At 31.9% G+C, this 25,081-nt stretch carries 22 protein-coding genes; 1 reads left to right on the plus strand and 21 read right to left on the minus strand.

Translation table 11 applies throughout. The features are described from left to right. Positions 1-5 precede the first annotated feature (5 nt). The 21 genes from U5B17_RS04675 to groES all read right to left on the minus strand — a co-directional run bounded on the left by U5B17_RS04675 (position 6) and on the right by groES (position 22,313). Positions 6-914: a class I SAM-dependent methyltransferase gene (locus U5B17_RS04675; protein ID WP_430804202.1), complete on the minus strand. Its 909-nt coding sequence runs from the start codon at positions 912-914 to the stop codon at positions 6-8. After that, positions 915-1,574, minus strand: coding sequence for a CatB-related O-acetyltransferase (locus U5B17_RS04680; RefSeq protein ID WP_430804203.1), 660 nt, complete (start codon positions 1,572-1,574; stop codon positions 915-917). It abuts the gene before it with no gap. After that, positions 1,567-2,496 (minus strand): NAD-dependent epimerase/dehydratase family protein, encoded by a 930-nt coding sequence (locus U5B17_RS04685; RefSeq protein ID WP_430804204.1) that lies wholly within the window; start codon positions 2,494-2,496, stop codon positions 1,567-1,569. The genes U5B17_RS04680 and U5B17_RS04685 overlap by 8 nt, the downstream gene beginning before the upstream one ends. After that, positions 2,496-3,368 (minus strand): FkbM family methyltransferase, encoded by an 873-nt coding sequence (locus U5B17_RS04690; protein ID WP_430804205.1) that lies wholly within the window; start codon positions 3,366-3,368, stop codon positions 2,496-2,498. Before U5B17_RS04690 ends, U5B17_RS04685 begins: the two co-directional genes overlap by 1 nt. 13 nt (positions 3,369-3,381) lie before the next feature. After that, positions 3,382-3,702, minus strand: coding sequence for an acyltransferase (locus tag U5B17_RS04695; RefSeq protein WP_430804206.1), 321 nt, complete (start codon positions 3,700-3,702; stop codon positions 3,382-3,384). 17 nt (positions 3,703-3,719) lie between these two features. Beyond that, the gene (locus tag U5B17_RS04700) at positions 3,720-3,968 is read right to left on the minus strand and encodes a hypothetical protein (protein WP_430804207.1); all 249 of its coding nucleotides are present in this window, start codon (positions 3,966-3,968) and stop codon (positions 3,720-3,722) included. Then, a complete protein-coding gene (gene kdsB, locus U5B17_RS04705; protein WP_430804208.1) occupies positions 3,943-4,719 on the minus strand; it encodes a 3-deoxy-manno-octulosonate cytidylyltransferase in 777 nt (258 codons plus the stop codon). The genes U5B17_RS04700 and kdsB overlap by 26 nt, the downstream gene beginning before the upstream one ends. Then, positions 4,716-5,480: an HpcH/HpaI aldolase family protein gene (locus U5B17_RS04710; RefSeq protein ID WP_430804209.1), complete on the minus strand. Its 765-nt coding sequence runs from the start codon at positions 5,478-5,480 to the stop codon at positions 4,716-4,718. The genes kdsB and U5B17_RS04710 overlap by 4 nt, the downstream gene beginning before the upstream one ends. Then, complete coding sequence (locus tag U5B17_RS04715) at positions 5,464-6,963, minus strand: lipopolysaccharide biosynthesis protein (RefSeq protein WP_430804210.1); 1,500 nt, start codon at positions 6,961-6,963, stop codon at positions 5,464-5,466. The genes U5B17_RS04710 and U5B17_RS04715 overlap by 17 nt, the downstream gene beginning before the upstream one ends. Further along, entirely contained in the window at positions 6,963-8,735 is a 1,773-nt protein-coding gene (locus U5B17_RS04720; RefSeq protein ID WP_430804211.1) for an LIC12162 family transferase, read from the minus strand. Before U5B17_RS04720 ends, U5B17_RS04715 begins: the two co-directional genes overlap by 1 nt. Continuing rightward, positions 8,735-9,274 carry an acyltransferase gene (locus U5B17_RS04725; protein ID WP_430804212.1) on the minus strand — a complete coding sequence of 180 codons (540 nt, stop codon included), beginning with the start codon at positions 9,272-9,274 and terminating at the stop codon, positions 8,735-8,737. Before U5B17_RS04725 ends, U5B17_RS04720 begins: the two co-directional genes overlap by 1 nt. Positions 9,275-9,276: 2 nt before the next feature. Next, positions 9,277-10,251, minus strand: a complete 975-nt coding sequence (locus U5B17_RS04730) for a radical SAM/SPASM domain-containing protein (RefSeq protein ID WP_430804213.1) — start codon at positions 10,249-10,251, stop codon at positions 9,277-9,279. Next, positions 10,241-11,317, minus strand: coding sequence for an N-acetylneuraminate synthase family protein (locus tag U5B17_RS04735; protein WP_430804214.1), 1,077 nt, complete (start codon positions 11,315-11,317; stop codon positions 10,241-10,243). Before U5B17_RS04735 ends, U5B17_RS04730 begins: the two co-directional genes overlap by 11 nt. Position 11,318: 1 nt before the next feature. Continuing rightward, positions 11,319-11,993, minus strand: coding sequence for a cytidylyltransferase domain-containing protein (locus tag U5B17_RS04740; protein ID WP_430804215.1), 675 nt, complete (start codon positions 11,991-11,993; stop codon positions 11,319-11,321). After that, positions 11,990-13,558 (minus strand): hypothetical protein, encoded by a 1,569-nt coding sequence (locus U5B17_RS04745; RefSeq protein ID WP_430804216.1) that lies wholly within the window; start codon positions 13,556-13,558, stop codon positions 11,990-11,992. Before U5B17_RS04745 ends, U5B17_RS04740 begins: the two co-directional genes overlap by 4 nt. Further along, entirely contained in the window at positions 13,555-14,739 is a 1,185-nt protein-coding gene (locus U5B17_RS04750; protein ID WP_430804217.1) for a DegT/DnrJ/EryC1/StrS aminotransferase family protein, read from the minus strand. Before U5B17_RS04750 ends, U5B17_RS04745 begins: the two co-directional genes overlap by 4 nt. Positions 14,740-15,001: 262 nt before the next feature. Continuing rightward, entirely contained in the window at positions 15,002-15,394 is a 393-nt protein-coding gene (locus U5B17_RS04755) for a methyltransferase domain-containing protein (protein ID WP_430804218.1), read from the minus strand. Continuing rightward, on the minus strand, positions 15,394-16,470 hold the full coding sequence (locus U5B17_RS04760; protein WP_430804219.1) for an iron-containing alcohol dehydrogenase family protein: 1,077 nt from the start codon (positions 16,468-16,470) through the stop codon (positions 15,394-15,396). Before U5B17_RS04760 ends, U5B17_RS04755 begins: the two co-directional genes overlap by 1 nt. 2,429 nt (positions 16,471-18,899) lie before the next feature. Next, positions 18,900-20,261: a phosphomannomutase/phosphoglucomutase gene (locus U5B17_RS04765; RefSeq protein ID WP_430804220.1), complete on the minus strand. Its 1,362-nt coding sequence runs from the start codon at positions 20,259-20,261 to the stop codon at positions 18,900-18,902. A 139-nt stretch (positions 20,262-20,400) separates the two neighbouring features. Next, positions 20,401-22,035 (minus strand): chaperonin GroEL, encoded by a 1,635-nt coding sequence (gene groL / locus U5B17_RS04770; protein WP_430804221.1) that lies wholly within the window; start codon positions 22,033-22,035, stop codon positions 20,401-20,403. Positions 22,036-22,052: 17 nt separating this feature from the next. Then, positions 22,053-22,313, minus strand: coding sequence for a co-chaperone GroES (gene groES / locus U5B17_RS04775; protein ID WP_430804222.1), 261 nt, complete (start codon positions 22,311-22,313; stop codon positions 22,053-22,055). 168 nt (positions 22,314-22,481) lie between these two features. On the opposite strand from groES, the gene U5B17_RS04780 reads away from it, so the two are divergent. Beyond that, complete coding sequence (locus U5B17_RS04780) at positions 22,482-25,046, plus strand: translocation/assembly module TamB domain-containing protein (RefSeq protein WP_430804223.1); 2,565 nt, start codon at positions 22,482-22,484, stop codon at positions 25,044-25,046. Positions 25,047-25,081: the final 35 nt, after the last annotated feature.

A 25,081-nucleotide genomic window follows, 5' to 3' on the forward strand; every position in this document is an offset into this window, starting at 1 on the left:
CCTTGCTATTTATAAATAAATAAAATCATAGTATCACACTTAAAAGCATTTTTAAGATCTTGATTATAGCTATCTAGTGTAGCTTGTGAGAAAAATTCAAATCTACCTTGTCCTCCTGGAATACCATCCATAAGCCATGTAATATGATTAGATAGATCGTATCTTTGTTCTGGTAAAATTTCATATTTATAGCCGAGCTTATCCATAATATATTTTATGGATTTTGGGTTATAGTAGTAATGGTGAGCTATTGACCAATAAAATTTTTCAAAGGCTGGAATTTTATAACCAGAGGTAAGAATATCTGTGCAAGACGGTATCTCAGCCACAATAACCCCCCCCTCATTTAATAAATCATAGGTGTTTTTTAAAAAACTAAGCGGATCTGAAATATGCTCAAATACAAAAAAATGAGTTATAATATCAAATTTAATCCCATTATTTGCAAGCACAAGCTCTTCAAAACTCTCATAGGCATTAAAGTCATTTTTATGCAAAAATTCTAAAAACTCACCAGATGGCTCAATCCCATAACAATCAAAACCATAATCCCTAAAAGCACTAAGCATAAATCCAGATGAGCAGCCTATTTCTAATAATTTATTTGCACCAACATCTTTATGTATATCTAGATGCTTTTGCAGAAATTTCCATCTTCTTTTTACCTGGTCAAGATTGCTTATCGAGTGCTCTTTGGCTCCACTCCAATCCCTATGGTCTCCAACACGCTTTGACATAAATTTTTCAAATTCTTTTTTATAAAATTCCCTCTCTTGTTCTGGTGATAAATACGGATACAGATAGACAACTCCGCAATTGTTGCACTCCCAAAATTTATGCTCTTGCGTGCCGCCAAAAACATCTGTTGCTCTAAGTTTTTGACCTTTGTTACTTTGACACAATCTGCACTTCATCTAGGCAACCTTTAACGAGTAAATATTTTGACTAAGAAGAGATGACCTCATACCCCCCCCCATAACTATTTTTTTAAATTTATGAAAATTATCAAAGGCATTTTGATCGACTAAATTTTGTAATTTTTGCCTACTAAAATCCCACCATTTTATCCGCAACATAAATTCTATATCTTCTTTTGGATATCTAAATTTTAAGATTTTAGCCGGATTTCCAACCATAACCGCATATGCTGGCACATCCTTTGTTACTACCGCTCCACCTCCTATTATTGCACCATCTGAGACACTAACTCCTTTTAAAATAATAGAATTTGCACCTATCCAAACATCATTTCCTACACTTGTTGTAATATCGTCTTTTTTATAGCTTTTATAGCCTTTTACAAAATTTCCACAATGCTCATAAAGATAAAATGAGTGTGTTGATACATCGGTATTGTGCTCCCAAAGTCCAATATAAACACCGCTGGCAATAGAGCAAAATTTGCCTATTTTTGTTCTATTTATAACGCTATATTGAGACACATAGCTATACTTCCCAAGCTCACTATCCCTAAACTCAACATAATCTTTAAGTCTTGAATAATATTTTAAAGTCGAATTACTAACATTTGCTGTTTTAGCAATTATTACTTTTTCTTGGATAATATTATTCATTTTTGATCCACTCTATCATATTTTTAAGTCCAATTTCAAACTCCACAATAGGTTTTTTATAAAGCGACATTAGTTTTGAATTATCAGCATAGATACCAAACTGATCACCAGGAGTACCAGACTGGACTTCAATCTGTTTTGTTGATTTCGTAACTTTTCTAATCAGTTCTAAAATCTCACCAACAGTTGTTTTTTTGCCTGTGCCGACATTTAAAATTTGGTTATCATAAATATCTTTTTGCATAGCATCGATCGTTACACTCACAACATCATCTATATAGACCAAATCCCTAAATCTTGCCAAATCACCCTTTACAATCACTCTTTTAAAACTATCATCAAGAAACTGTTTTAAGTATATACTAACCATCCCTTGTTTTAGATTTTGTAAATTTTGCCCTGGCCCATAAACATTAAAATACCTTAACGAAACACACTTGATACCAAAATGCTTTGAAAAAATATCCATATATTTTTCGCTAGCAAGTTTTCCAACTGCATAAAATGACTTAGGATTTGTCTTGTCTGTTTCCGAAAATCTCTCTTTTCCATCTTGTTCGCCATAAACAGACATTGTACTAGCGTATATAAATTTTGGGATTTTATTTTTTACGGCATATTGTAAAAGTTTTAATGTTGATACTGTATTTGTCTGTATATCATACTCTGGATCTTCAAAACTTATCTCACCGCTACTTTGTCCGCCTATATGATAGATCCCATCAAATCTCAAATCATTTAGCTTGCATATGATTTCATCGTTGCTAAAATCACCATTTATGAAAATAGCCCCTTTTGTAACATTTGATAGGTAGCCAGTTTTTAAATTATCAATTATATATACTTCATCACCCTGCAACAAAAGCCTTTTTGCCAAAGCTCCACCGATAAAACCAGCTCCACCAGTTACTAAAAATTTCATCACTCTCTTTCAAAAATATAATTAAACTGAGTTTTAAATTTACTATCATTAAATAAATCTGAGTGTTTTTTGGCTTTTAGCTCAAAACCCTTATCTGATAAAAATTTTATAACCTCTTGCGTTCTTAGATCAAACTCATCAAGCTCGACAAAGATTGACTTCACGCAATTATCTCTTGATAAAACTTCTTTTGCGCCATATATTATCTTATCTTCTATACTATCAACATCTATTTTAATGAAATTCGGCGCTTCGAAACCATATTTACACACAAGCTCATCTATACTATATGAAAACATTCCCTGTCTAAAAACGACACTCATTTCATAATCACCCTGTCCAACCTTTTGTAAATTTTCATCACTAAATTCATTAAAAGCCCCCCCCAGTTGAGTGCTTGACATATTTAAAAATCCAAATTCACTCTTATCGCTAACTGCTATCGGATATAAAATGACACTATCTTTTAGCCCATTTATTTCTATATTTTTAGATAAAAACAAGGTATTTAAAGCAGATGGCTCAAAGGCAAAAACATTCAAGCCTTTAATACCAGCATAGACAGAATACAACCCAATGTTTGCACCTATATCCCAAAAAATAGTTGGCTTATTTCCGGTCATCTTTGGTATGGCATCAAGCCACTCTATCATCTCTGGCTCTTTACTAAAAAGTGTTTTTGAACGCCACAAAGAGATATGTCCGAAACAAAAATATTTAATTTTTCCGTAAATAGTTTTTATCTCATCTATGACAACCATCTGTTCTGAAACTTCACAACGAAATCTCTTGCCCAAATAACCTGGAATGACAAATGCCGAACAAACATAAGCCTTTTTTGCAAAATTAAATATTACAGACTTTACACTCATTTTAACCCCTTGTTTATTCTCTTTTTTTAATCACCTTTGCTGGAACACCGCCAAGAACACTATATGCATCAAAATTTTTATTTACCACAGCACCAGCTGCGACAACTGTGCCTTTTTTAAGTGTAACATCTTTTAATATAACGCAATTTGAAGCTATCCAGACATCATTTTCTAAAATAATCTTTCCACCAATATGCCCCTGTTTATTAATGGGAATTTGTAAATTTTTTATATTATGATCAGCTGATCTTAAAACGCAATTTGGACCAATACAACAGTTGTCACCTATGATGATTTCTCCACCAGATGCTCCGATTTGAGAATTTGTATTCATGGCAAAATTATCACCTATTATAACCCCCCCCCCTCATTGGCATAAATGTAGCTACGCTCCATAAATTTAGCATTTTTACCAATCTTAATATTTTTAAAACCCAAAATAGTAACGCCACAGTCTATCCTAAAAAACCCATCTGTTTTTTTAAAAAGTGGCTTATAGGCAAAATACCTAAGTCTAACGCCAATCTCAGTTGGAATATATTTAAAAAATGCGATATAAATTTGAAAAGATAGATTAAATATTTTTCTTATAAATTTCAAAGAGCCTATCCTCTGCCATCATTTCCGAGACTTCAACCAAATCTTCTTTTGTATCAACAGCTTTTGTGATAAAACTAGTTGGCACCATTTTTACATCAAGTCCATTTTCTAAAATTCTCATCATATCAACAGATTCGATTACTTCAAGTGCAGTTGGTTGCATTTGGTTGTACTGCAATAAAAAATCTCGCCTAAATGGTATCACACAAACCTGTTTTTTCATAGGAACATCTAAAACGCCCTTTTTGCGACTAGGAACTGGTTCTCTGCTAAAATAGAGTGCATTGTTATTTTTATCAACTACCACTTTTACCTCGTTTGGATTTTCAAAAGAGTATAGGTCTGGCAGATCTGCCATCAAATTTGTAATTAAAATTTTATCATCTTTAACCATGGGCTCTACTGCCTCATTTATCATTTCGGGGAAAGTTAGCGGCTCATCACCTTGAACCATAACCACTATATCGCACTTTTGCCCACTTTGAGCCTCTATTTTAAGCATAGCTTCCGCGCATCTATCAGAACATCTCTCGTGAGTATCACTAGTCATAATAGCCTTGCCCCCAATTGAGACAATATAATCAAAAATTTCACTGTCACAGGTTGCTACATAAACTTCGTTTAAAATTTTACTCATTTTTACTCGCTTATAGACATGCCCAATCATTGGTATACCCAAAATCTCTTTCATCGGCTTACCAGGAAAACGACTTGAACCCATTCTAGCTGGTATGATTGATATTATGTTCATTTTAACTCCTCTTTAATTTTTCGCATTCCATCTCTCGCACAATCGCCCAAAAATAAAAAATCCAAACTATAAGCCAAAAATTTGCAACCAAGAGAAATTTTATCCTGAATATGTTTTGCATCTGTTTGTATAATGTGAAACCCGGATGGGAAATTTCTATCCTTGCAAATTTTTACAACTCTATCAATGCGTTCAACAACTCTTGCATCATCATACTGCCCAGCAAGTCCCATACTAGCAGATAAATCGTAAGGTCCTATTATAACTCCATCAATACCATCTATATTGATGATTTCTTCTATGTTATCAACTGCTTCAAAATGCTCTATTTGAGCTATTATAACAAGCTCATCTTTCATAAAATTTTTGTATTCATTAAATCCAGACCCATATTTTTGAGCCCTAAAAAGCCCAACGCCTCTTTTTCCAGTTGGTGGATATTTTGCATAATCAACCGCCTGTTTTGCATCAGATAAATTTTTAATCATGGGAACTATAATGCCATCAGCACCCATGTCTAAAACTTTTTTTATAGTTACTTCTTCATTTTTAGCCACCCTAACAAGTGCTTTAAGTCCGCAAGATTGTATTGTTGAGATTAAAATTTGAGCCTGAAAAAGATCTATAGAGGTATGTTCCATATCAACAACAAGCCACTCAAACCCAGCACTAGCCATCACTTCAACAACCGATGGATGAGCTATTGTTATCCAAGAGCCTATCGTTATTTCATTGTTTTTAAGTTTATTTTTTAAAGACACTTTTAATCCTTTGCAAATAGACAGCACTCTTTGCATCATCAGCCGTCAATAATCTTGGAAATAACAAAAACGAAATTATAACAAAACAAACATAAAAAAAGCCAAATACGAAAAAATTTAGCAAAACACTTTCAAAAAATTTAAAAAATCCTGAAAAAAAGGCTAAAATTACAAATATACAAACTGAATAAATTTGGTGGTAAATAAAAAATTTTATACCTATGCCAAGCATTTTTGTATTAAAATAAAGAGAGATATTGACACTTATTATTTGTATTAAAACTATTTTTAAGGCAAGTCCTACAGAGCCAAAACGAAAAAAATATATCAAAATAAAACTGATCAAAATCCCAAAAGGTGTTATATAAAGCGAGATATTTCTAGCCAAATTTGTCCTAGAGCTAGCATATAAAAGTCCGTTGCTTATCTGCCCATATGTTTGATGAAGCGGATAAAATGCCATAATACTTAACGCAAAGGTAGCACCTTTGAATTTATCATCAACGAAAATTTGCAAAATTTCACTAGAATGAAACGATATAAAAACTCCAAAAAAGGCAGCTATACAATAAAGTGGTGGAGAATATTTAATAAGCTGTGTTTTTAGTGCTTCATAGTTTTTATTGGCATAATTTAGAGAGAATTCTCTTGTGATTATGGGTGTCATAGAGGCTGAAAATATAAAAGTAACAGCGACCAAGCTATACGAAAGTCCATAAAATCCAACTTCTGCTCCACCAGAAACCTTTTGCAAAAGCCAAATATCAAAAAAGGCTGCAAATCCAGTAACAACAGAATGGACAACCAGTGGATGACAAAATTTTATAAATTCATTTGATATACTTCTAAACAAATCCGGTGTTAATCTCGGCAAATCATAAAAAATTTTACTCTTTAAAAATACAACCAAAACAACAAGTAAAAAAACACCAAAAGAGATAAACTGATAAATAAAGTAGCTTTGTAAATTTAATGAAAAATTAAATACAATATAAAAAATCAGTCCAAGCATAGAAAGTTTATGAAAAATTTTAATCATTTCTACACTTACCGTAAGAGCATAAGCATCTGAAATCTTAATACAAATTTGAGTCAACCAAGTCAAAAATCCAAAAAACATACCATAAAAAATATATTCATGCGGCATATATGGAAAAAATAAATTCTCTATTTGTATAAACTTTATAACCAAAACAAATCCGATACAAATCAAAAAAATAAAGAAAATATATAAAGTATAAAATACAAGCAAAGACTTTCTGTTGCCATCAGCACTAAGTTTTGTAAAAAATGCCGTAGATGAGCCAAAATCTAAAAAACCAATCATTTGACTGAAAAAATTTTGGAAATATGTAAAAAAACCATAATTTACGGGTCCCAAATATTTAGGAACAATGGCAACCATTACAGTATTAATAATTGCATTTATAATACTTGAAACGAGCTTAAAAACATATCTCTTTTTAAAACTTGTCTCTTTCATTATTTTTCCAAAATGCCATTAAACTCGGCAACCCATTCATCTACCCAATTATCAGATGTTTTAAAATACCTATCCAAAAACATCATTCTAGCTTTTTGAACCGCATCACTATCCCACCATTTTTCCACACTATCATATATTTTATTTAAAAATATAGCACACCGTTCTGCATTTAGGAATAGGATATTTGCATCAATCAGTAGATTGATATAATCTTTCGCATCATCTCTAAAAGCATAAACATCTGCAATGAATACTATTGTTGGCTTATTTATAGATAAAGACTCCATAAAACCAGTATGCATATGATCAAAAATATTAAGTCTTGACTCAGCTATCTGTTTATAGTAGCTGGTAGAATTATCAAATTTTAATTTTAATCCAGTATCAAGTAGTCTTTGTTTAAAATTCCAGCCATCATCAATCATATATGGTCTTATAGTAACACTATCAATATATTTAAAATTTAATAAAAAATTCTTTGTATTTTCAATATATTTTATACTTTTTCCAGCATCTTCTAGATAATGAAATATATAAAAATACTTTGAAAAATAATTCATTATCAAAACTATATCATTACTGCTCTTATTTGATGATAAAATTGGCGGTTGAGAAATGGGTCTAATGCGTTTTCCTTCATCATTAGTCCAACCATATGTAAAGTAAAAGTCTGAAAAATCGATTTCTAAAAATTCATTTATACTAATTTTATCAATTCCGTAATTGCCACCATGTTGTGAATAGATTATTTTTATATTATCCATATTTTCAGATGCATAAAATCTAAAAATTTCACTATTTTTTAATGCATTTGCACTATAAAGAGCATCTATTTTTTTTATATTTAATCGTTTAACACTTGAATTAAACTTATGGTAAGCTTCTAAAAAAATCATTGGAAAATTATAAACCATAGTATCAAATAATAAATTTTCAAACTCATTATCGAATTTTTTTATTCCAAAGAGCTTCTTTCTTTGCTCCAAACTTGGGTTTGCATCTATTGAAACTTTATACTGAAAATTGTCAAATATAAAAAGAAATTTTGATTTCCAAGTCAATTTTAATAATTTTTTGAAAAAATCACTTTTAAAATATGGCTGAACAACTAAGACAGAATTTTTAGAAAAAAGTGAATTTAAAAAACTACTGCCACGGGCTACAATAAAATAAACAATTTTTTTTAAGGTAGATTTTATTGAAAATTTGGATTGATTTATTCTGATGCCAGAAATTACAAAATTTGGCTTTACATCTATTATTTTATTTCTTAAATTTAAATAATTTATAATTTGAGAATAAAGTTGCAAATTATAATAATCATTTGTACATATAAGCTTAAAGTAATCATCACTAGTTCCAATAAAAGAGTATGCTTTTGTATCCATAGTATTTGTAAAAAGATCGTCAAATTTACTATAAGCTAATTTTAAATGCGAATATCTGTCATATATTGCCATAATATATAAGTACAGCCAAGATCCCATTAGCCTTTTCCAATATAAAATATCCTTATTAACGCCATGATATTGATTTAAAATTTTAGTCAAATACTCAATTGTCTTTTCATATGTATTCTTGCAAAAAGAAATCCCTTTGTCTATATTCTCTTCATCTTTCCAAAGATAATCAAGAGCTATAATTTCTGAATTCTGACTTAATTTTTTCCGTAAAATAGATTCATAATATTCTCCAAGCAAAATATATGATTGAGCATTCAAATCCCAACTTTCTTCAAGTCCAGTAGTGCATAAAAATTTTTTACTCATTATGCACAAATCTTTTCTTTATAAAATGTGCTGGTTGCCCCCCCCCATATAGTATTTTCTTCTAAAATACTTTTTGTAACGACAGAATTTGCCGCTATAACAACACCTTTTGCTATTTCAACCTTTCTTGCACCAGATGTTAAAACAACCCCATTTCCTATCCATACATCATCATTTATAATCAATTCGTTTGTAGTATTTTGCTGCAAATTCATTGGCAAATCAGACCTACTATAACCGTGGTGAGCTGTCATTATATTGCAGTTTGACGCAATCATAACATTATCTCCTATTGTAAGTCTAGACATAGATTGAATAATTGTATTTCTGCTTATACTTACATTATCTCCAATTTCTAAATTTTTTGGATAAAAGAAAAAAACGGCATCATGTGCAGTAAAATTTTTACCACATTTTTTTGCAAATTTTTTTATAAAAAGCCTTCTTAGTTTTATACCAAAATAAGTTGGCATAAGGGATATAAAATCAAAAATAAAATTCACATAAAACCATAATTTTATTTTTTTAAATATTTTCATACTCAATCTCCAATCCTTTGACATATTGCACAATTCCTAATACTATCATCAAATACACCAGTTCTAATTTTGCTCATAAAATCAGAATTCCAAGCTTCTTTAACTGTTGTTTTGTTAATATTTCCAATAGGAATATTTCTACCAAAAAAATTGCAACAAGGCAAAATATCACCATTTGACAAAATAGCCACTCTTGAAAAAGGTGAAAAGCATTGCCATTTCTTCTTTTTGCTAAAATCATAATCCTTATTTATATCAACATTATAATCATCAAAAATTTGAATATCTATAAAATCAACTTTATCTTTCCAAAAAGCTATAAAATTCTCTTTTTCATTACTATTTCTACCCATCATATCAACAAAAGATACTCTTGTTATAGGTAAAACTTTATTTCTTTCAGCCCTTTTTTGCAAAAGAAGTTGTAAGTTGCTTTTAACCGTTTCAAAACCATAACCTCTAATTTTTCTATATGTTTCATCACTAAAAGCATCAACAGAAACAAATAAATTTACCAATCCACAATCCAAAATCTCATCGATATACTCACCAAGTTTAAGCCCATTGGTTATAATTCTAATATCCACAATCGCCCCCCCCTGATTTTTTGCATATCTTATCATTCTAAAAACATCATCATTTATCAGTGGCTCAGCAAATGCTCCTAAATTTATTGATTTAAGACCATTATCTTTACCTTCGTCTATAACCTTTTTAAAATTTTCAAATGTTGTATTTGTTTTTTTATTTAATTTATAATTTATATCTGGATGAGTTTGATGATTTCTAGGACACATAACACAAGATTGATTGCATCTATCTTGCATTTCAAAATCAATATGTAAAGGAAAATTTGGGAAATTTTTAGGATTTATTGAATCCCACTCTTTTCTGTATTGAAAATATTCTACTCCTAGTTCTTTTGTTAAAATATCGTGTATATCATTTTCTGTAAATCTTGATATATTATCTTGCATTCAAACCATCCCCTATCATATCCCATTTAATCACATCGTCTTCTTTTATATTGCAATTTGCTATGCGACCAACAATATCATTAATAAATTTTGGACTTACGCCGTAAGCTGGGCGTTTAAATGTTAAATCATCATTGGTTATGATTGAGCCTTTATTAATATCCCTTGATGCCACAAGACTTCTTCTGGCATTTTGCCTAGCCAAATTTTCATCATCCAAAGCCTCAACTCTAAAACTACCCAAAGTTTGAAAAACAATATCCAAATCATTAATAAATTTCTTCAAATCATCTTTGTCCATAGCATGATAGTGATCATTTCCTTGAAGTGTTTTATCATGTGTAAAATGCTTTTCTATAATAGAGCCTCCGAGTAAAACAGCTGTTTTGCATATCTGCATATCTTTTGGCAAAGTATGATCACTATATCCTATAATCTTATCAGGAAAGGTCCTTTTAAGACCTAAAATCATACCCAAATTTGCATTTTTATCAGGTGTTGGATAATTAAGAACACAGTGTAGAAGAGCAAGTAAATTACCTTTTTTTTCTATCCAACTTACAGCTTCTTGTATCTCATATAAAAAACTAGCGCCGGTCGAAAGAATAATCGGCTTACCAAAATCACACATAAACTCTATAAACGGTTTATTTGTCAAATCACTTGACGAGACCTTAAATACTTCCATTAGATCATTTAAAAACTTTGCACTTTCTATATCAAAAGGTGTGCTTAAAAACTCAATTCCAACCTTATCACAATAAACTTTAAGATCCTCCATTTCACTCTTCCAAAATTTATCATGCTTGCAAAAAAGCTCATATTGGCTTTTGGTTGGCTCTTTTGTCGTATCCCAGTAGACTGGCGATCGTTTTGAAGCGATAGTGTTTGCCTTATATGTTTGAAATTTTATCGCATTTGCTCCGCCTTGCATAGCCTCATCAATAAGCCTTTTAGCGGTATCCATACTGCCTTCGTGATTAACACCAGCTTCGGCTATTATAAACGGTCTATAAAGCTTTGCCTCGTATGGATTTATGCTTTGCATAAATTCTTTTAATCTCATTTTATTCTCCAAAAATTTTAATTATCTCTTTTGAGCTAATATCAATATCAAAATCTCGCATAGATAATTTATAATAATCATCAAAAGTATCTATGTCAAATTTTAAATCTGGTCTTTTTAAAAAATCCTCTTTTGGATCAAAAGTTTTAATCTCAATTTTATCACAATTATCCCAAATATAAGACAAACAATGCTCTTTATGTTTCTGAAATATCACGCTTTCATAAATCCAAGAAAATAAATCAAAAGATAAAATTTCTGCTCCTAGACCATCTGGATATAGATTATTTTTTGGTATGTGATTATAGGCATAATCGCAAGAATTTTTTGCATAAAAATCCAATAAATTATCTATTTCAACTGGATCTATCAATGGGTTATCTGCACAAATTCTAACTATATGTGTTGGATCCAAAAATCTTACAGCGTCATAAAAACGCTTTAAAACATTATCTTGTTCACCCCTAAAAACTCTAATATCAAATTTTTTAAGAAATTTCTCAAGCACATCATTGTCTTTTGTATTTGGAATAGCTACCACAGCATCATCAAGACCAGATTTTAAAACCCTACTCACAACCCACTCGATTATTGGATAGGAGTGCAGACAAAGCATCATTTTGTTTGGTAGTCTAGTTGAACCCATTCTAGCTTGAATAATACCAATAGTTTTCATATTAGCTCCAAAATTTTATTAATAACTTTCTTTGTATTGTTTCTAAAATTATACCTTGAAATATTCTCAAACAGCAACTCAACATAATCAGCATCTTCAATAATTTTCCTAAATTTTTCCTCTATCTTATCCTGTATTTTTTGATCAAATACCCCTAAATTAATAAAACCTCTATGTGTTGTTGCAAATGTGTGAGTTGCTTCTCTATCGTGATGCGATACAACAATGGCAGGAATATGCATATCTGCAAGCTCATAGATAGTTCTACCATTTGATGAAATAGCAAATTGACATCTTTCCATTATTTTTGAAATTGTTGTGCTTGAAAGAATTAAATTTATATTTTCATATCCACTTTTATTTATAAAGCATTTCAGTTCATCTGCAAACAAATAACCACTTCCGCAAACTATATTTATTCTTATATTATGCTTTTTACAGGTGTTTAAAATCGCTTTTAAAGCTATCATTGTTAAATTATTTGGATCACTTCCGCCGAATGTTAGTAATATTTCGCTTATAATACTTGGTTTAGTATGTGCATTCGCTGCATCAAACTCATCTCTTAAAAGTGTATAATTATGTCCCCAAAAGTAATTTTTCCCCTCTAATTGCGGTATTTCAAAAAGCTCATTAAAAACCAAATCTGCATATTTTGACCCACTTCCTAAATCTTCAAAATTTACTACCTTAACTCCATAATCTTTAAATTTTTTTATCATTTTTGAATCTGTATTTAAACAATCATTTATAATTAAATTAGGCTTTAAATCAATAATCGTTTGTGCAACATTTTTGGTTGCAATAACCATATAGTCCCTTAGTGCTATACTATCAACTGCTAACTTATATTTATCATTGCAAACAAAAATAATCTCGTGATCGCTTATCTCTTTGGCTATTGTAAGCGACCTATGTATATGCCCAGTACCTATTTTACTATCACCAATTACATTAAAAATAATTCTCTTCCTTTGAAGAACCTTTTCACATACCCACCAGTCTTGATACCCTTCTATCTCTATCGATTTTTCATTTTCTATAACATATGGTAAAAATTCCATAGAATGAAAGTTTGATTTAGAAAATATATAAAATGCTTTAAGTTCTATATAATAAATATCCTTCTCCATCTTAGTAAGTATTTTGTTCTTAATAAAAAATATACCTTTATTTTTTAATTTTACAGAAGTTAAAACTTTTGATGTATCTTTTTTAAATACTGCATAAGCATTTTTTAAAATTCCACCATCAACAAGCGGAGTATTTGCACAATAAAGCAAAATATGCTCACCATCATATGGCTTTATAATATCAATAACTTTCTGCAAAATATCATCGGAATTAAATCTTAAATCCTTGTCTTTATATACCATAACGCTATTTCTATCGCAAATTAATGCAATTTCTTCAGAGTCAGTAATAACTAAAATATTATTTGTTAGTTCAAAAGCCATATTGATAGCTCTTTGTATAAGTGTTACACCATTTAGTTTTTTTACAAGCTGATCTGGTATGATTGCATTTTTTTTAATTGCCGAAATAACAACTAGTAAATTTTTCAATTCAGTCCAACCTCAGATGCTGCCTCTTTTGTTGCCTTTAACATATAAGTAAAATCTTCATCGCTCATCCAGTACTGAAATGGAAATGAGATCATATTATCAAAAAACTCATCAGAATTTGGACAATTTGCTTTTCCAAAACCAAGCTTTTGATAAAGTGGATAACGATTCAATGGGCAGTATTGAACTACACATTTTATAGCTTTTTCATATACTAGTTTTTTCATTAGTTCATCTCTTTTTGCCGCTTTTATGTATGCTACCAAAAGATGGTAATTGTGCCTATCATCATCAATCCTATGAAACACAATATCTTTAAAATTTGAAAGCTCATCTATAAATTTAATGGCTCTTTTTCGCTTAAACTCATTCATTTCATCAAGCCGCTCAATCAACTTTGTTCCCAAAGCACATTCAACTTCGCCAAGACAATAATTATTTGGCATTAAATTTTCGCCATCAAGCATAGCCATATCAACATTGCCCATTGCTGGCTTCCAGTACACAGCTCTTTCATAATCAAAAGAACAATGACCATTGTGTCTTAGCATCGGAATTATATCTGCATATTTTTTATCATTAACAGCCAAAATTCCGCCCTCTCCCAATGTTGTTATATTTTTATGTGAATGAAAAGAAAAGATGGCAAAATCACCAAAGTTTCCAGCTTTTTTTTTGTTCATTTGAGTTCCCATAGCCTGAGCTACATCTTCGATAAGTAAAATATTATTCTGCTTTGCAAAATCGGCAATTTGTGAAATTTCAGGGATAATAAAACCATAAAGATGGACTACGACGATGGCTTTTGTATTTTTTGTAACGCATTTTTTTATATTTTCAAGAGTAATCACGCGAGTATTTAGATCAATATCAGCCCAAACAACCTTTGCTCCATTTTTAACAAAAGGATATACACTTGAAGTAAAAGTATGAGAAGGAGCGATGATTTCATCATCTTTTTTAAACAAACATAACTGAGCAGTAATCTCTAATGCAGCAGTTGCGTTGCAAAGACTAAAAGCAAATCTATTGCCATTATACCTGCAAAATGCTGTCTCAAACTCATCTCTATATCGTCCTTGCGTAAGAGGATCGGCATCATTCATAGCCTTAACCACAACATCAACTTCTTCTTTTGTATACTTATGTCCCGTTCCACTAAAATTTATTTTAAAATCCACAATCAAATCCTAACCAAATTAATTCAAAATTTAGATTTTGCAAATATTATAACAAATTTTGAAATCTTTAAACTAATATGCTCCAAAATTTCAAAATTTTTACCAATTTCATCTACAAGTTCTTTTTCACTTTTAACAAAACCAATTGGATTGTCTGGAATATACAAACTAAGCATAAAAAATTTACAATTTTTAGATATTTCAAAAAGTAATTCCTTGTAATTTTGTACATATGACAATACCTCACTACTAAATATAAGCTCTACCCCCCCCCACAACAATCGATTTGCTTTATTTGTGCTGCCAGCCTTGAAATTTCACCGCTCTTGCTTATATCGCAAACTTCAAAATCTATATCCAAAAAACGCTCTTTTGCTATATTTATCGCAGTTGGCGAAATATCTACACCCAAACAATAGTTGTTTTTCTTTTTTAAATGATGTGTAAAAGAGCCCTTGCCGCAACCAATATCTAAGATTGTCTTAAAGTTATACTCATCAAATATCGCTAAATCTATCTTTCTTTGTAACTGCCTTGAATCATCTTGATGCCAAGAGTCAAAATTTTCAATAGCTTCGTTTTGATACATTAGCTCAAAATCACCTACAAATTTTCTATTCTCCAAATTAAAAACATACTTGTGGTATTTTGCCATTACATATTCCTAAAAATTTCCCTAACTTTTTTGTAAGTTAATATCTCTTTAAAATCATCTCCAAGTGCATTTTTAAGTGGCTTTTCGTGAATAATTGTAGAGTCATAAAGTCTCTCATAAACATCCTCACTTACATATTTTGCAATGCCTTTTGGTATAACAATACCCTGCTTTAAAGCCATTTGCCTAAATTCTATAATTTCGTTTGGATAAAACTCTCCAAGAGCATTCATGGCTATACAATTTCCTATACAGTGATGCGTACCAAAAACCACACTAAGTCCTGCCGAAAATGGATGCACAAGACCAACAAAACTATTTGCTATCGCACAACCACCAAGATAAGATGCAACCATTAGCTTTTGCCTATTTTCATCACTCATCATATCTTCACTTAAAAAAATATCTCTACAAAGAGAAATAGATTGATGCGAGAATGCATCCCCTATCGCATTACGATGGTTGCCATTTAAAGATTCAACACAATGTAAATATGTATCCATACCCGTATAAAAATATTGATTTCTTTCAACTGTTTTCGTCAAATCCGGATCAAGTATAAGCTGATCATAAATAGTAAAATCGCTATTCATACCAAGTTTTAAGCCATTTTTGGGATTTGTCATTACGCATGTTCTGCTAGCTTCTGCGCCTGTGCCTGATATGGTCGGTATGCCTATTTTATATATAGCAGGATTTTTTACCAAATCCCAACCTTGGTAATCCTCTGCATTTCCTGGATTTGTAAGTAAATTTGCAATAGCTTTGCCTGTATCAAGAGTACAACCTCCGCCAATGGCAACTATTGCCTTTGGCTCAATTCTATCTCTGCTAATCAATTTATCTCGAAGATTATCTATATCCTTTGTCTTTGGTTCATCGTTTGTTTGAATGTAAAAAATTTCATCACCATTCTTGATTGGCAATCTCTTTATTAGATCTGAATTTTCAAAATACTCATCTATACAATAAACAACATAATTGTTTTCTGACTTTTTTGCTTCCAAAATATTGCCAAGATTATTTAAAGCACCGCTTCCAAACATATACCTTAAAACATTTTTCGAATTATTCATGCTTGCATCCAAATCCTATACTTTATTTATAAAAAAATACATTTTTACACTTATTGGAAATTATATCAAAAAATACAAAAAATTAAAACCGTATTTTATATTAATATTTATATTTTTTATAAAATATACCGCTCAAATACATCTTTAATTAATTTAATTTTGATCAACAAAAATAATTTCTGTAATTTTTTATTTAATATAATTTTAACTCTAACTAAAACTAATTATTATGCAGCAAACACACAAATAATAAATTAATAGCACTGATTAATGACTTGTTTTGATATCTCAATATTTAAGCATTTTAGATCAAACTATATTTAAGTGTAAATTTCTAAGCTCAACTTTTGACTTTACTGCTTTTGGGTATAGATTATGTTCTCGCCATAATTTGCTATATCCATTTTTCTTATATTTTTCTATACTCTTTAAACCATTTAAATTAATTTTATTACATAGCTATTTATATAGTTAGTAAACTTCGCTATTTTTACACTTTTTATAAAGTAGCTATCGCTAACTTCCCAAAATTTAGAATTTATATCGTAGTTATTTTTGCGAGTGCAAATTGTATACAACAAACAATCTTGCAAAAAGTATGTATATTTTTTTATATACCGTCCCATTACTGGTCTTATATAAAATGTCTATTATGCAACAATCTTTAAAATCATCTGTTATATATCATTGTGTGTTTTATGCTATATCTACTTTTTATCATCAAGGATGATTGCCAAATCTCTTTAGCTAATGATATCTTTCTTAATCATATCGTAATACAGATTAAGCAAACCATGTAGATCTCGAAATACAAATATCCTTTCATATATACCCTCATCAATATACTTCTGTTCTTAACTTATCGCTCACCATTTATCCTTATCTCTTATCTTTAATCTCTCCATGAACTATTGTATTACAACTGTAAACTTCTTATCTGTTTGATGTTTAAACAGAGTTTAGTTTTTTGTATAAGATACTACATCTTTATAGATGAAGTGTCTTGTCATATAAAAGATCATATCCATTCTACTTTTTAAAAGCAATAAGATATTTAGCTCATTGCTTTTGATTGCCTAGGATTAAATTATCCCATCATGTAATCTTTTTAGCTCTTTTCAATATCTTTATAAAAATCCTAAATTATAAACTTCATCATTAATGATTATGGTATCGCCCCAAAGACCAATCAGTATTCATCCAATAAGCCAAATCATCATAAAACATGTATTGTTTATTGCATCAATGTATTAACCATATTTATTAGCTCAGTCAATAATTTTTCAGAACTATATTTCATACATTTTGCTTTTTGACCATTCTGTTTAATTCCATCAAGTTTTTCTGTCTAATAGCGAGTTTATAATACCTTCAGGCTTACAATGCAATATTAGCACTCCGCTACAATCTCTTTCAATTTGCATTTGACAAATTGTTAAATTTGCAAATAAAGATAAATACTCAGAAGGAAAAACTTATCTTTTAATTTTAATTCAATAAAGCCTCCTAAAAATTCCCCAAGTTCCCTTTACTACTTCTATACATTGTATTTTATACATATTACAAACAAAAATCGCCACAAAAAGCTCAACAAATCAAAATTTTATTTATTACTTTTTCTTTTTCTTGACCTTATAAATATAATTAATCACTTTCTTTACAATCATATAGATATAGCTTTGTAAGCATTGCTATCATCAAGTATTTTTTTGATTCTTGAAAACTATATCATCTTTACTTCAATACCCTTAACCTGCAGCCCCTTAAATACCCTATAGCATCTCTGGCAATAAAAACTAACCCACACAAACTTTTTTTGGATATTGCCACCATCAATCACAATAAAATACCATTATTCACTATAAATACAAACCCACTATATTATTCAAGTGGCATCGCGAAATAAATGTTTTGTAGACTTAATAGATTTATTAACAATATTCATATTATATTTTCAAGCACTAATTCTTTTAATATCTTACAAATATTTAAAAATCTCCTACCAAAATTTTACACCTATATTCTCTGTTAAAACAATTTTTTAAGTCATTAAACATAGTGTGTCTACGACGAGCCTCTACCAATATTTTATATTTTATTTTATATTAATAAATTCCATTTCATGCCCTGTTTCAACATAAAACTATAATTTAGCAAAAACAAACTCGCCTCTCTTTAAAAACAACAAAGTATGCCAATAATAGACTAAAACCATATGAAGTCTAAAATCCTCTACAACATCAAACATTCGGTAAAATTGCAATCATCAAATCAAGCAAATCTTATCAGTATCAAAACAATACAACATCTATCAGCACTATTCAGTTGCGCAAATTTTAGCTTCAAATACATTTTCTTTTTGCAAAACCTTTGCAAGTGGGGTCATTTTTATGGTCTCTAGTCTTGTACCAAAAACTATAAGTATTTTTTTATTGTAAGCCACCCAAGATATTTAAACTTATGTTTTGTATCTCACTAAGCTTTTTTTCACTTTTTGCTTCAAACCTAGTCACAATAACTGGTGTTGTGTTTGATGCACGAACTAACGCCCAGCCATCTTCAAACTGGATACGAATGCCGTCTATTTCGATAATATTTAAAATTTCAGGCAAATCGCACTCTTTATTTTTTATAGCTTGTTTAAATTTCTCAACTATCTTAAATTTGCCCTCTTCATCAACATGTATCTTTATCTCATCAGTGCTATAAACCTTTGGCATCTTATCAAGCTCAGCATCAAGATCAAAGCCCTTTTTCACAAGCTCAAGTACTCTCATCATCGCATAAAGCGCATCATCAAAGCCGAAATATCGCTCTTTAAAAAATATATGTCCACTAACCTCTGCTGCAAGATCAACATCAAGCTCCTTCATCATCTTTTTGATGTTGCTATGCCCAGTTTTACCCATGAAAACTTCACCGACCTTAGCGATCTCATCATACATCACTTGTGAGCATTTAACCTCGCCAAGCACCTTTGGATGCTCCATATTAAGCGCATAAAGATAAGCTAGCTCGTCGCCTTTTATATTTCTTTTTGGTGTGATGACAGCTATCCTATCGCCATCTCCATCAAATCCAAAACCAAGCTCACTTTCTCCTCGTTCCAAACAAGCAAAAATATCGGCTAAATTCTCTCTCTCGCTTGGGTCTGGGTGGTGGTTTGGGAAATTTCCATCTGGCTGAGCGTAAAGCACTCTAGCGTTTAAATCAAGCTCTTCAACGATAGGCATAAGCGCAACACCCATAGCTCCATTACCACAATCAACCACAAAAGGCAGCTTCATACCATTTAAGTGCCAAAATTTCTCAACAAAATAGCTAACATATATGCTTAAAATATCAAATTTTTTACATCTGACATCATCTTGTACTTCTTTGCCGCTACCTATAAACTCGCTAACTTTTTTGCGCAAAATTTGTAAATCTTCACCAAAATAGCTATCTTTTTTTATGGTTATTTTAAAGCCATTATACTCTTTTGGATTATGCGAGCCAGTTATCATGATATTTGCATCAAAATGATCTGCATAAACACTAAAATATCCAACTGGCGTAGGCAGCAAACCTATATCATATACGCTAAGGCCAGCTTTGTTTAACCCACTAACTAGCCACTTAAAGAGCAAATCCGCACTAAGGCGCGCGTCATAGCCTACACTTACGCTTTTTACGCCACGCATACTCATCTCAAGACCAAGGCAAAAACCTATCGCCTTTACGCTAATTTCATTTAGGTCTTTTTCAAAGATTCCGCGTATATCATACTCTCTAAAAATTTCGTTTATCATTAAATTTTACCAAATTCTTATCATAATTTATTTTAAGTTGATATTATAGAGTAATTGTAGTTAAAATTTTATTAAAAAATAGATATTTTATGTGTACTTTAAGAAGATTGCCCCATCTTAAAACGGGGCAAATTTGGGCTTACATCATACCGCCCATGCCACCCATTCCGCCCATATCAGGCATTGGCATAGATGGTTTTTCCTCTTTTATCTCGCTGATTGTAGCTTCTGTTGTAAGAAGCAAGCTTGCCACACTCACAGCATTTTGAAGTGCTACACGCTCAACTTTTACAGGGTCTATAATGCCAGCTTCAAACATATCTACATATTCGCCAGTTGTAGCATTAAAGCCGTAGTTATCATTTGAGCTAGTTTCGATAGCGTTTGCCACTACGCCAGCATCAAAGCCCGCATTTTCAGCGATTTGGCGAAGTGGAGCACGAAGCGCACGGCGCACTATCTCAGCACCTATCGCCTCATCACCTTTTAGTTCTAGTTTAACACGTTTTGAAGCTAGTATTAGCGCAGAACCACCGCCTACTACTATACCTTCTTCAACAGCTGCACGAGTTGCGCTTAATGCATCATCTACACGGTCTTTTTTCTCTTTCATCTCAGTTTCAGTTGCTGCACCTACTTTGATAACAGCCACACCACCACTTAGTTTAGCTAGACGCTCTTGAAGCTTTTCTTTATCATAATCACTCGTAGTCTCAGCGATTTGCGCTTTTATCTGATTTATACGAGCATCAATGGCAGCCTTTTGTCCATCGCCATTTACGATAGTTGTATTATCTTTATCTATCACAACGCTTGATGCTTGACCTAGATCTTGCAAGCTAGCACTCTCAAGCGTTCTGCCAAGCTCTTCACTGATCACTTCACCGCCAGTTAGGATAGCGATATCTTCAAGCATAGCTTTTCTTCTGTCGCCAAAACCAGGTGCCTTTACAGCTGAGATGTTTAGCACGCCACGAAGTTTATTTACCACAAGTGTCGCAAGCGCCTCACCCTCGATATCTTCTGCGATGATAAGAAGCGGTTTGCCAGTTTTTTGGATTTGCTCTAAAACTGGTAAAAGATCTTTTAAATTTGTAATTTTTTTATCAAACAAAAGTATATATGGGTTACTTAGCTCAACCTGCATTTTCTCGGTATTTGTGATAAAGTACGGACTTAGATAGCCACGGTCAAACTGCATACCTTCAACCACATTTAGCTCATCTTCTATCGACTTAGCTTCTTCAACTGTGATAACGCCATCTTTGCCAACTTTTTCCATCGCATCAGCGATAAGCTTGCCGATACTTTCATCTGAGTTTGCTGATATTGTCGCGATTTGTGCTATCTCTTTTGAACCAGAAACTTTTTTAGAGATATTTTTTAGCTCTTCAACCAAAGCTGCTACTTCTTTATCCATACCGCGCTTTACTTCGATAGGGTTTGCACCAGCCGTTACATTTCTAAGACCCTCTTTAAAGATAGCATGAGCCAAAACTGTTGCTGTTGTAGTGCCATCGCCCGCTTGGTCATTAGTCTTACTTGCAACTTCGCGAACTAGGCTCGCACCCATATTTTCTATCGTATCTTTTAAATCAACCTCTTTTGCCACGCTTACGCCATCTTTTGTAATAGCTGGAGCGCCAAAACTCTTTTGGATAAGCACATTTCTACCGCGTGGTCCCATTGTTACTTTTACAGCATCATTTAGCTTACGAACACCTTCATATAGGCGGTTTCTTGCATCATCTGAGTAAAAAATTTCTTTTGCCATTGTTTTTCCTTATAAATTTATTTTATTACACCTAAAACATCATCGATGTTTAGCACCAAATACGCCTTATCATCAAGAGTTACTTCAGTGCCACCATACTTTGCAAATACAACGCTATCGCCCACTTTTACGCCCTCTACTTCGGCGCCAACAGCTAAAACCTTGCCGCTTAAAGGTTTTTCTTTAGCATTGTCGGGTATAATAATACCTGAAGCTGTGGTTTTAGTCTCTTCCACACGCTCAACAAGAACGCGTTTGCCTAATGGTTGAAAGTTCATTTTTCTTCCTTTTGGTTTAAGTTATTTTTAGCACTCTTTATTTTTGAGTGATGAAATACTATCATTTTTTTGTATAAAAGTCAATATTTTATATAAAATTTTTAGATAACTTTAGTCAAATAGGCTCAATATTAATGATACGATAAACTAAATTTAAAGGATAACAATATGAAAATTTTAACCTATATTCTCGCATTTTTCGCAGTGATTATATGCGCGATATATCTTACACTTTTTACCAGCTTTGGTAACTCATTTTTAATAAGCTATGTTGAAAAAACCATAAAAGAAAAAAGTGGTTTTGATGTAAAATTTGCAAAATTCCAGCTAAATTTAAGCGAGTTAAATCTTATAGCTACGATAAATGATGAAATTTTAGTTCAAACTGGCGGAAAATTCTCACTTTTTAGCCAAAAAATGGATCTAAACTATACAATAAGCGCAAACGATCTAAAAACAGCTGGTCTAAGCCTAACAAAACCTATCGGCATAAAGGGTCAAATTCGTGGCAAATTTAGCGACTTTGACACAAATGGAGCCGGAGAAATTCTAGGCTCACACCTTAGCTTTTTAGCAAACATTAAAGACTATAAACCACTCACGCTTACACTAGATGCAAGAAAATTTAGTATATCTGAAATTTTAGCCCTAGCCAAACAACCTCAATACCTTAGTGGATCTGTTGATGTGCTTGCCGATATCAAAGAAAATAACTCAAAGCCTGATGGAAACGCAACCATAACGCTATCTAACGCAAAAACAAATAATGCGCTTTTTCAAAGAGATTTTAATATAACACTACCAGCAAATTTCACTATCTTGGCAAACTCAAAAGCTAATATAAATGGTAATGAAGTAACCACGCTAACTCAGATTTCAACACCCATAGCGAATGCAAATACAAGCCACACACACTATAATATCGCAACAAAAGAGCTAAAAACAGATCTAAATATAGACATTGCAGACCTTGCAAAACTTGAGCCTATCATAAAGCAAAAGCTATCAGGCTCACTTACTGTAAAAGCTGATATAGCCACCAAAGACAATAAACTAACACTGCTAAATGCCATCATAAATGGTCTTGGCGGCAATATCCAAGCCAACCTAAATGACACAACACTAAACGCAAAGATAAATGCCATAAAACTTGATGAGATACTAAAGCTAGCCGCCCAACCAGCCCTTGCTAGCGCCAACATAAACGGAGTTGCAAGCATAGATAATATAAATGATAACAAAAATATGGCTGGCAAAATTTATCTCAAAACTGACACCGGCAAGCTCAATCAAAATGGCTTTAAAGAGCTTGGAATAAGTATGCCAAGCGGGGTAAATTTTGGGCTTGATATAAATGCTGATGTTAAAAACTCAGTGGCAAATTTTAGCGCAAATTTGCTTAGCTCTTTGCTAAATATAAAAAACTTAAACGGCAGTTATAATATCGAAAACAAAGGCGGTAATGCTGAGTTCTTACTTGATGTAAGCGATTTAGCTAAATTTGAAAGTATAGTAGGCGCAAAGCTTAGCAGAGCAGTAAATTTAAAAGCACAAACAAACATAAAAGATAATACCTTAAGCACTCTAAGGCTTGATGGAAAGGCGCTTGGCGGAGATGTAAAGGCTGAGATGATAGAGCAAAAACTTATCGCAGAACTAGCAAATTTAAACTTAAAAGACCTATTTTTGCTAGTTGGCCAGCAACCACTTGCAAACGCAAGCATAAATCTAAATACAAAACTAGACTCTCTTGATATGAAAAATCTAAACGGAACCGCTACAATAGAGCTAAAAAATGGCGAAATTTACGAAGCTCAAGCCAGTAAAATTCTTGAAAAACCTATACCAAAAGATATTAACTTTAATGGCAAAATAGATACAAACATCCAAAAAAGTGTGGCAAATTTTAGTGGCGAACTCCTAAGCTCACTAGCAAACCTAACAAACATCAAAGGAAGCTACGACTTAAATAGCAACAATGCAAATGCTTCCCTAAACGCGACTATAAGTGAACTAAACAAGCTTAAATTTCTTACACAAACCCCACTTTTTGGAAGTCTTGAGCTTGTGGCACAAGTTCAAAAAAACGGAGAAAATTTAAGTGCAAAAGTAAGCTCGCAAAATATTGCAAATGGCAAGCTTAATGTAATATTTAAGGATGAAAAACTAAAGGCAAATTTAGACAGCTTTGACTTTAAAGGTCTTAGCGACCTACTTGGCTACTCACATTTTTACTCAGGCATAGGAAGTGCAAAGCTAAACTACAGCACCAAAAATGAAAATGGTGACTTTGACATAACTATAAAAGAGGGCAAGCTCGTTGCAAACGACTTTACAAAGGCTATAAAAACACTAACACAACGAGATATAACAAGCGAAATTTACAAAGATGGTCTTGTTCGTGGAAATATAGCAAAGACTCTTATCACATTTGATGCACAGATGCAAGCACAAAGAAGCGATATAAACACCACCAAAGCCATGCTAAATACCGCAACTTCGGCTATAAATATTCCGCTTGATTTTCGCTATGAAAAAACAGATGCCAAAATCAACATCACAGGCACAACAAAAGAACCAAAATACACTGTTAGCTCAGAATACATAAAGAATAAAATTTCAAAAGAAATTGGTAGGTTTTTAGATAAGCAGTTTGACAACGACAGCAATCAAGGCGGACAAAATACACAAAAAGATGCCGTCAAGGAGCTTTTAAAGGGATTATTTAATTAAGATAACAAAGCAAAGGCTTTACTAAAGCCTTTGCT

Source organism: Campylobacter australis, assembly GCF_050586305.1.
Classification (GTDB): Bacteria; Campylobacterota; Campylobacteria; order Campylobacterales; family Campylobacteraceae; genus Campylobacter_A.